Raw genomic sequence first — 7,374 nt, forward strand, 5'->3', positions numbered from 1 at the left:
TGTCGGGCACGATGGAGCGCGTCTCCTTCCCGCTTGCGGTCGGGGGCGGGGCCCCCGGGCGTGGCAGCGTGTGCTTGGCGGGGGTGCGGTCACGCCCGAGGGGGCGGCCGGGGGTTAGAGGGCGGTGGTGATCAGGGCGACCGCGTCGGCGAGCACGGCCAGGGCGTGAGCGAGGGCGCCGGTCGCATCGGCGGCTTGGCCGGGGTGGCGCACGACGAACAGCACCAGCACCAGCCAGCAGGCGATGAAGGCGCAGCGGCGAAGGAACACGACGGGTCGTCTCCTGTCAGCTGTGGCCGAAGCCGTCGCAGCGGGGGCAGGTGTCGCCGTCGGAGGTGACACCGGTTCCGCCGCAGTGGCAGCACCGCCACCGGTGCACCGGCGGCGCCAGGGCCGTCCGCTGGTTGTCGTGGTCGGTCGGGGTGTCCTGGTGGGTGACGATGATGTTGTCGTGGTAGCTGGCGCGGGCCCGGTGTTCGGCCGCCGCTCGGGTGGGGATGTGCACGATGCTGTAGGTGACCCACCCGTCGCCGAAGCTCTTGCAGGCGTCGTAGTGCCCGCCCCACGGTCGGTCGTCGCTCACGGTGACGCCGAGGCGTTCGGCGATGCGGTCCACCATGGCGGCCGCCGCCGCGTCGCTCGTGCCGGACGGCGGGAAGACCGTCATGTCGACGTCGCCCACCGGCAGGGCCGGATCGGCCTCCAGCAGATCGGCCAGCGCGCGCAGGCCATCGATGATCTTTCCCCGCGCCGACGGCGACGCCGCCCGGCCGGTCGGATTGGTCGGATCGGTCGGGTTGGTGGGGTTGGTTGGGTTGGTCATGGTGACGTCCTCCGTCGGTGTCACGCGGCGTTCTGGGGCTGGTTGCGGATTTGGCGGAGTAGGTCCGAGGCGAGTTGGTTGGACACGCCCAGCCGGGCGCGCAGCGCGTCACGGGTGATCGGGCGTCCGTGCGTGGCCTGGTGTTCGGCCGCCACCTGCCGGGCGAACTCCAACAGCGGCCCCGCCGGGAACGACGACCGGCCACGCCGGCCGTTGGAGGGCACCGGAAGCGCCGTCTGCCCACCGCTGTCGTCGCCGTCCCGGTCGTCCCGGTCGCCGTCCTGGTCGCCGCCATGGGGACGAGGCGCGTCGACGAGCGCCAGCCCGGAACGAGCCGGTTCGTCCCCCGTCGAGTCCGAGGACGAGGACGGGGATGAGGACGACGACACCGGCGACGCCGAGGACGACGGCGCGGACGGTTCCGACGACGCGCCGGACGAAGACGCGCCGGACGAAGACGCGTTGGACGAGGACGGGCCGGACGAGGACGAGGGCGGGTTGCCGAAGGACGGCGGGGCGGTCAGGACGGCCGGGACCGCTGACCGGGCCCGCTCGCCGGCCACGGTGGCGCGGCGTTCGAGCATGGACACCGCCACCAGGAAGGCCCCGGCCGGAGTGGCCGCCGTGATCCAGCCCCAGGCGGACGGTTCGGCCTGCGCCAAATTCGCCGCCAGCGACAGCAGGATCCCGCCGACCAGCACCAGCGTCGGCCACGACAGACGCCCCGTGCGGCGGCCGGTGCGCTTGTCCCGCTGACGTTCCCTCGCGGCCATGACGCAGGTCAGATCGATGCACACCGCGACCGCCCAGGCCATCCACCCGCCTTGCCCGTGCTCAACGGCCGTGTCGCGGATGTGGGTGAACGACCCGGCCGCCGCTATCCCGGCGAGCACCACCACCGGCCCCGAATCCGCCACCACGCCCAGCAGCCGACTCACGCCGCCCACCCGGAGATCTCGGCCAGCAGCGCCGCCAACTCCGCGTCACACCGATGCGACGCGGCCCAGTCCTCCACCTGGTCGACGCGGGAGGAGGTGAAGCAGTCGGCGCACCGAGCACACCGGGCGACGTGCAGACCCCGGACGGCGTCCCACTCCACCACCACCGGCACCCACGACGACCCGGACGACGGCACGGACGACCCGGACGAGGACGACCCGGACGAGGACGACCCGGACGAGGACGAGCGGGACGAGGACGGGCGGGACGAGGACGGCCGGGAGAACGGGACGGACCGGACGGCCGGGCGGGGACGAAGGACGACCAGGCGAGTGGTCATCGGGCAGCCTCCAGGGTTTCGGGCATGGATCGGGTAGGGACACGGCGCGATCAGGGCTCACGCCGAGCCACAAAGGGAGGGAGAGAAAGGACAGGGGGCTATTAGGCCGCGTCCGGCATGTCCGGTCGGAGGACAGCGACCGTCGAGCCGGTCACCTCGCTCCACACCGGAGTCAGATAAGCGTGATCACGGGCCGCCTGTTCGGCCTCTGCCTCGCTCACGAACACCGACCGGGCACGGTGCCAGGAGCCGTCCTGACCGGCCAGCACGCACACACCGGGAGTCTCGGCGGGGATGGCTCGGGCCGCGTCCAGGGCGGCCGGGTCCAGGTCGCCCAGCGTCATGGACGCCGTTTCCGGATCGTTGACCCGATGGCACACCCGCCCGGACAGCTGCGCCCGCAACGCCGTCACACCAGGCCCCAGATCGGAGCCGATGCGCTGCCCGCACACGATCAGATGGACGCCGAAGGCCCGGCCGAGCTGCGCCACCCGCAGCAGGGCGGTTGCGGTTTTGGCGACCTGGTCTTTCTCGCTCTTGTCGGCCATGAGGAACAGTTCGGCCACCTCATCCACCAACAGCACCACCGGCACCGGCCGCAGACACTCAGGAAGCGTCCACACGTTCCGCGCCCCGTGCTCGCGGCACACCGCCATCCGTGCCTCCAGTTCGGCCACCAGGTCCCCCAGCAGCGCGACGCATTCGGCACGGGTGGTGGCCAGCGCCGACAGGCGCGGCGCGTATGGGGTGAACTCCACCCCGCCCTTGAGATCGAACCCGACCAGCGCGACCGGTTGCGGCGCCAGGCCCTTGATGACGGCGTTCGCCAAGTTGCTCTTGCCCGACTGCGTCGCCCCCGCGATCAGCCAATGCGGCACGACACGCAGGTCGATCACCCAGTCGGCGCCGTTGTCCAGCTTCCCCGGCCGCACCGTCAGCAACTCGCCCGTCTCGCAGGCGACCGTCACGTCGGTGAGCGGGTCGCGCATGGTGGCCCACAGCGTCACCACCCCCGGCCGCACGTCCACCACCCGCACCGAGTGCACCCGCCAGGCGTGCGCGATCCCCTCGGCCGCGCGCTCGTAGTCCGCCGGAACCTGCCCATCGTGCAGACGGACCCGCAACCGCCACCCCAACGCCGTCGGCCGCAACACACCCAGCCGGGGCGCCCGCTCCACATCCACCCGCCGCACGCGCCGCTTGTGCTCCACCACCGTTGCGGCACCACGGGCGGCCGAGCCGACGACGGGCACGGCGTCCAGCGTCCACCGCCACCGCCTGCGATGCCGCGTCAGCCCGCACCCCGCCGCCACATGACGCCACGTCAGGTACACCAGCGCCGCACGGGCCGGGAAACCGACCCCGTACCAGAACGAGACGGGATACCACCGCCGCCACGCCCACAGCCCGACCGCACCAGCGGCCAGGGCCCCGAGCGCCAGGGTCAGCGTGTCGCTCATCGCCGCCTGCCTCAGGCCACCGCGGCCGGGGCGTCGCCCGCCTCACCGGGCACAGGGACGACGGCCGGAGCCACGGGGACGATCTGCGCGGCCCGGTAGGCGATGCCCCACCGCAGCCGCCCGCCGGCCTGCCGCTCCCACGGGAAGGCGACCAGCCCGACCGGCCGGACCACCTGCCCCACCGTGACCCCCGGGTCCCCCGACACCGCCACGTTCAACAGCTCCACCCGCCCCGACTCGCCGGCCGCCGACAACCCCACCGTGAACACGGTGTTGCCGTCACGGTCCACCTTCACCTCCCCCGTCTCCCGACTGACCAGCTTCGGACGCGGCGCCGACACGCACACGAACGTCAGCGCCGACACGTCCACCGGGATGTACCGCATGAAGACCTCCGCCTGTCGATCCCCCTAGACAGTGCCGTCGATCGCCTTGCGGATCGACTGTCTAGGGGGGTGTACGGTCAAAGGTAACCTCCACTGCCCCGACTGTCTAGGGGGGTCTACAAAATGACGGGCTATCCCCGAAGCGCCCAGTAGACGGCGCTGGCGTCGTCGGACGCCTTACCTCGCGGCCAGCGTGCGCCGTTTGGGTCCGAGGCTTCCGCCTCACGGGTCCGTGCGATCAAGTCGGTCGGCCCCTCCTTGCGGAGAACGGCCAGCAGGTCACGCCAGCTCATCAGGCCGAATCGGTCAACGAGGCGAGACGCGCCGTCACTGAGCACGGCGACCGCGTCCAGGTCATCCAGCGGCACCGCGCCCACGAGCGCTTCGTCGGCCGCCTCAGGCTTGGTGCTGGCGACCCAGAAGCCGCCGGGTTGGTTGCGGTATGCGGCCAGCCGCTCCACTCGGTTGCACAGGTCGGCCGCGTGTTCCCGCGTCCCCAGCGGCGGCCGCTCGCCCGGGTCGTTCACTTTGCGGTACACCTCGGCCAACCGATCGTCCGTAACAACGGTCGGCTCTCCGGCGGCCTGGTCGAGGACGAGGACCGAGTCTGACAGCACCAGATACTCAAGGCGGTCTGCGTGCACCCGAGCGAGAGCGACCGTCGCCGAGGGAGAGCCGGGATGCCGAAGGTCGCATGCGTCCCCGTGCAGCGCGTTGACGCGTTCGATGCTCACCGCCAACGCCTCAGCCAGGGTGACGCTCGGATCTACGGCCGTGCCCACCAGCAGGCCGCCGAGGTTGTGCGCGTACCACGACACCGAGTGCGAACACCCCGAGGCGATCCCGGCCGGAGCGCCCGCACCGTCCACGACGACCAGGAGGCCCGGTGCCGCCGCCGCGAAGTCTTCGTTGTCCCGCTCCGGGTTTCCTGGCTCGCTGGCGAGCAGCACACGCATACGGCCTCCTATTAGCTGTCCTCGTCATGCCGGTAGATCGGCGTCAGCAACTCCGTTCGCAAGGGCTCATGGGTGTCCGGGTCGTACTCGGTACCGATCACGACCGAGAAGCGGTCGGCCCCCACCTGTCCCCACAGACTGCCGATATCGGTCGTCAGCAGATGGACCACGCCCAAGGAGCCCTCAGGGTGGATGCCCGCGATCGCAAGAAAGTGACCCTTGCCATCCGGCCGGGGCAGACGTCCCAGATACCCCACGTCGTAGGGACGCTGCGGATCCTCCTCCTGACCCGACCGGTACTCGGCCCCGCTGCGGGTATCGCGCAGCAGCCAACCCCGCTCGTCGCGATCCCAGGCGATCACAGGGTCCTTGCCGTAGGCGTCCCGCATCGCAGGCGACATCCGAGGACCGCAGATCACCAGCATTCCCGGCCGGTTCAGATCGATCTCACCGTCAAGCGTCACATGGTCGTAACTGACCGACAGATCGAACGTCCGGGCAAGCTCCTCCAGTCGCTTACCCGTCGTCAGGTCGTCCAGCGCGACATACGTCCGATCACTCGCCGGGTCCGGACGCAGCGGCGTGACAACGATGACCTCGCCCGAACCGAGGAACGCGCCCTCAGGCGCCGGCCCCGTGTGCCGGATCTGATGGATACGCCCCCGGCTCAGCCCGGCGGCCTGTGCGATCTGCGCGTACGACATGCCCTGCGCATGCAGATCCTGAATCAGCCGCCGACGCAGCCGAGCAAGCTCGGTGACCTCCTGCTGAGCCTCCGCCAGACGTTGTGTCGCGACCCGCAGCAGTTCAAAAGGGTCCTTGATCTGGGCGATCCGCTCCAACTCGCCTGGCATGACGTCTCCTCCGGTGCCTCCCAGCGAGTCTAGGACCCTAGACACCGTGACAGAAAGCTCACGCCCGGTCGAGGAGCTCACAGTACGCAGGCGCCGCCGACGACGCGGAATCGGCGGCCCGCTCAAACCTCCACCCCGACGACGTCCGCCCACACCCGACGCCCGACCCTCAGCACCTGCGAGCCCCATGCCTTTGAGACAGCGTCGACGATGAACAGCCCGCGACCGTTCACCGCCTCCAGATCGGCTCCCTCGCAGGACATCCGCGGCTCAGATGGCGCGCCCATGTCGACGACGCTCACTCGCACGTGTTCGGGGAACACCTCCAGCTCCAAGACGAACTTGCCGCCCACCTCCCCACTGGCCGTGTGCTCCACAGCGTTGGTGCACAGCTCGCTCACCACCAGTGCGGCCTGATCGGCCAGCTCCTCAGGGACCCGGCCGACCATGAACGCCCAGGCGAATGCCCGAGCCTCGCTGATTGATTCCGGTCGGCCCTCGAACAGGCGAGACAGGCGCCTCACATCGACCACCGCCCATGCGTCTAGGGGGCTATACGCCATGCGGAACACGCAGCGTACGCCAGACAGCATGGTCTATTCAATCCGCGGAGTGACTAAGAATCGATGATCTCTCGGACCTCGCGAGCCGCCCGCTCGACAAACCCGCGTGCATCAGCCCCGAACACCGCAGTCCGCTCATACTGGTCAAATAGCTCTGCGTACCTACGGACCTCAGCGGCATCAGTCAAGGTCAATTCCCGCGTGAACGTCTCGACCGTCACCGCCGCATCGCCGTACACCACGAACCCGTGCAACGGCACCCGCGGCCACCTGCTCGCCGAGCCCGGCACAACCCCCAGCCGTACGTTCGGCCGCTCCGCCACCGCCAGCACATGCGCAAGCTGGCCGGCCATACACGCCCCCGACCCCGGCCACGTCCGCAACACCCCCTCAGCCAGCACGAAGGTGAACCGCCGACCCTCGCCACCCAGCACCGCCGCCCAGTCCGCCGCCTCGCCCCCGGAAGAAACCCCGGACTCGGCCACATACTCCGCCGTCCGCAACGGCACCGGCATGACCAACGCTCCGAACGCCCGCACCACCACCGCATCCCGGGCAAGCTCGACCGCCCGCCCCTCCCGGTAAGACACTCCAGCATCCACCCGCCGAGGCACCGTCGCCGCATACGCATCGCGGACCACCCCGGCCAGCCGCTCAACCTCCACAGCCTCCAAATCCAACGCCCCAAACAACCGCAACACCACCTCAGGCCCAGAAACCCGCCGCCCAAGCTCCACACGAGACACCGTCGGCTGAGGCACACCAGCCCGCGCAGCCAACCCAACACCCGACAGCCCCGCAGCCATCCGAAGCCGCCGCAACTCCCGGCCGATCTCCCGCAACCGCTCCTCACCCATAACCGAGCGTTCTACCACCACCAACCCCAGCAACAGGCCAGCCAGCACGAATTCAGAACCGCAGGACACCAACCACGCCGCCCGCTGGATGAAAACTTTCTCTACGTCTTCAAGGGCGCCCCGCTGCGCGGGCCGCCGGGCGGCCGCCCGCCCCGGCGCGCCGGGCGTGCGGCCTCTTCGGTCCGATCCCGCCGCG

The 7,374-nt window shown here is 70.5% G+C and carries 10 protein-coding genes; all 10 read right to left on the minus strand.

The features are described from left to right. Positions 1-114: 114 nt before the first annotated feature. Positions 115-270 carry a hypothetical protein gene (locus QSK22_RS26095; protein ID WP_285497021.1) on the minus strand — a complete coding sequence of 52 codons (156 nt, stop codon included), beginning with the start codon at positions 268-270 and terminating at the stop codon, positions 115-117. 16 nt (positions 271-286) lie between these two features. Continuing rightward, positions 287-823 carry a hypothetical protein gene (locus QSK22_RS26100; RefSeq protein ID WP_285497022.1) on the minus strand — a complete coding sequence of 179 codons (537 nt, stop codon included), beginning with the start codon at positions 821-823 and terminating at the stop codon, positions 287-289. A 20-nt stretch (positions 824-843) separates the two neighbouring features. Beyond that, complete coding sequence (locus QSK22_RS26105; protein ID WP_285497023.1) at positions 844-1,761, minus strand: DUF2637 domain-containing protein; 918 nt, start codon at positions 1,759-1,761, stop codon at positions 844-846. Continuing rightward, entirely contained in the window at positions 1,758-2,102 is a 345-nt protein-coding gene (locus QSK22_RS26110) for a hypothetical protein (protein ID WP_285497024.1), read from the minus strand. The genes QSK22_RS26105 and QSK22_RS26110 overlap by 4 nt, the downstream gene beginning before the upstream one ends. 101 nt (positions 2,103-2,203) lie before the next feature. After that, positions 2,204-3,562: an FtsK/SpoIIIE domain-containing protein gene (locus QSK22_RS26115; protein ID WP_285497025.1), complete on the minus strand. Its 1,359-nt coding sequence runs from the start codon at positions 3,560-3,562 to the stop codon at positions 2,204-2,206. Positions 3,563-3,573: 11 nt separating this feature from the next. Beyond that, entirely contained in the window at positions 3,574-3,948 is a 375-nt protein-coding gene (locus QSK22_RS26120) for an SCO3933 family regulatory protein (RefSeq protein ID WP_285497026.1), read from the minus strand. Positions 3,949-4,079: 131 nt separating this feature from the next. Further along, positions 4,080-4,904, minus strand: a complete 825-nt coding sequence (locus tag QSK22_RS26125) for a protein phosphatase 2C domain-containing protein (RefSeq protein WP_285497027.1) — start codon at positions 4,902-4,904, stop codon at positions 4,080-4,082. Between the two features lie 11 nt (positions 4,905-4,915). Beyond that, a complete protein-coding gene (locus QSK22_RS26130) occupies positions 4,916-5,758 on the minus strand; it encodes a sigma-70 RNA polymerase sigma factor region 4 domain-containing protein (protein ID WP_285497028.1) in 843 nt (280 codons plus the stop codon). Positions 5,759-5,880: 122 nt separating this feature from the next. Continuing rightward, positions 5,881-6,282, minus strand: coding sequence for an ATP-binding protein (locus QSK22_RS26135; protein WP_285497029.1), 402 nt, complete (start codon positions 6,280-6,282; stop codon positions 5,881-5,883). Between the two features lie 92 nt (positions 6,283-6,374). Beyond that, positions 6,375-7,374 (minus strand): Scr1 family TA system antitoxin-like transcriptional regulator (locus QSK22_RS26140; protein ID WP_285497030.1); only part of this gene is annotated, 1,000 nt, incomplete at its 5' end.

This window comes from Actinomadura sp. NBRC 104425 (genome assembly GCF_030269545.1).
In the GTDB taxonomy this organism is placed as follows: domain Bacteria; phylum Actinomycetota; class Actinomycetes; order Streptosporangiales; family Streptosporangiaceae; genus Spirillospora; species Spirillospora keratinilytica.

Excerpts from the sequence above, each read along its gene's own strand:
- QSK22_RS26130 (WP_285497028.1), bottom strand. The coding sequence starts at position 5,758 with ATGCCAGGCGAGTTGGAGCGGATCGCCCAGATCAAGGACCCTTTTGAA.
- QSK22_RS26100 (WP_285497022.1), bottom strand. The coding sequence starts at position 823 with ATGACCAACCCAACCAACCCCACCAACCCGACCGATCCGACCAATCCG.
- QSK22_RS26110 (WP_285497024.1), bottom strand. The coding sequence starts at position 2,102 with ATGACCACTCGCCTGGTCGTCCTTCGTCCCCGCCCGGCCGTCCGGTCC.
- QSK22_RS26120 (WP_285497026.1), bottom strand. The coding sequence starts at position 3,948 with ATGCGGTACATCCCGGTGGACGTGTCGGCGCTGACGTTCGTGTGCGTG.
- QSK22_RS26125 (WP_285497027.1), bottom strand. The coding sequence starts at position 4,904 with ATGCGTGTGCTGCTCGCCAGCGAGCCAGGAAACCCGGAGCGGGACAAC.
- QSK22_RS26115 (WP_285497025.1), bottom strand. The coding sequence starts at position 3,562 with ATGAGCGACACGCTGACCCTGGCGCTCGGGGCCCTGGCCGCTGGTGCG.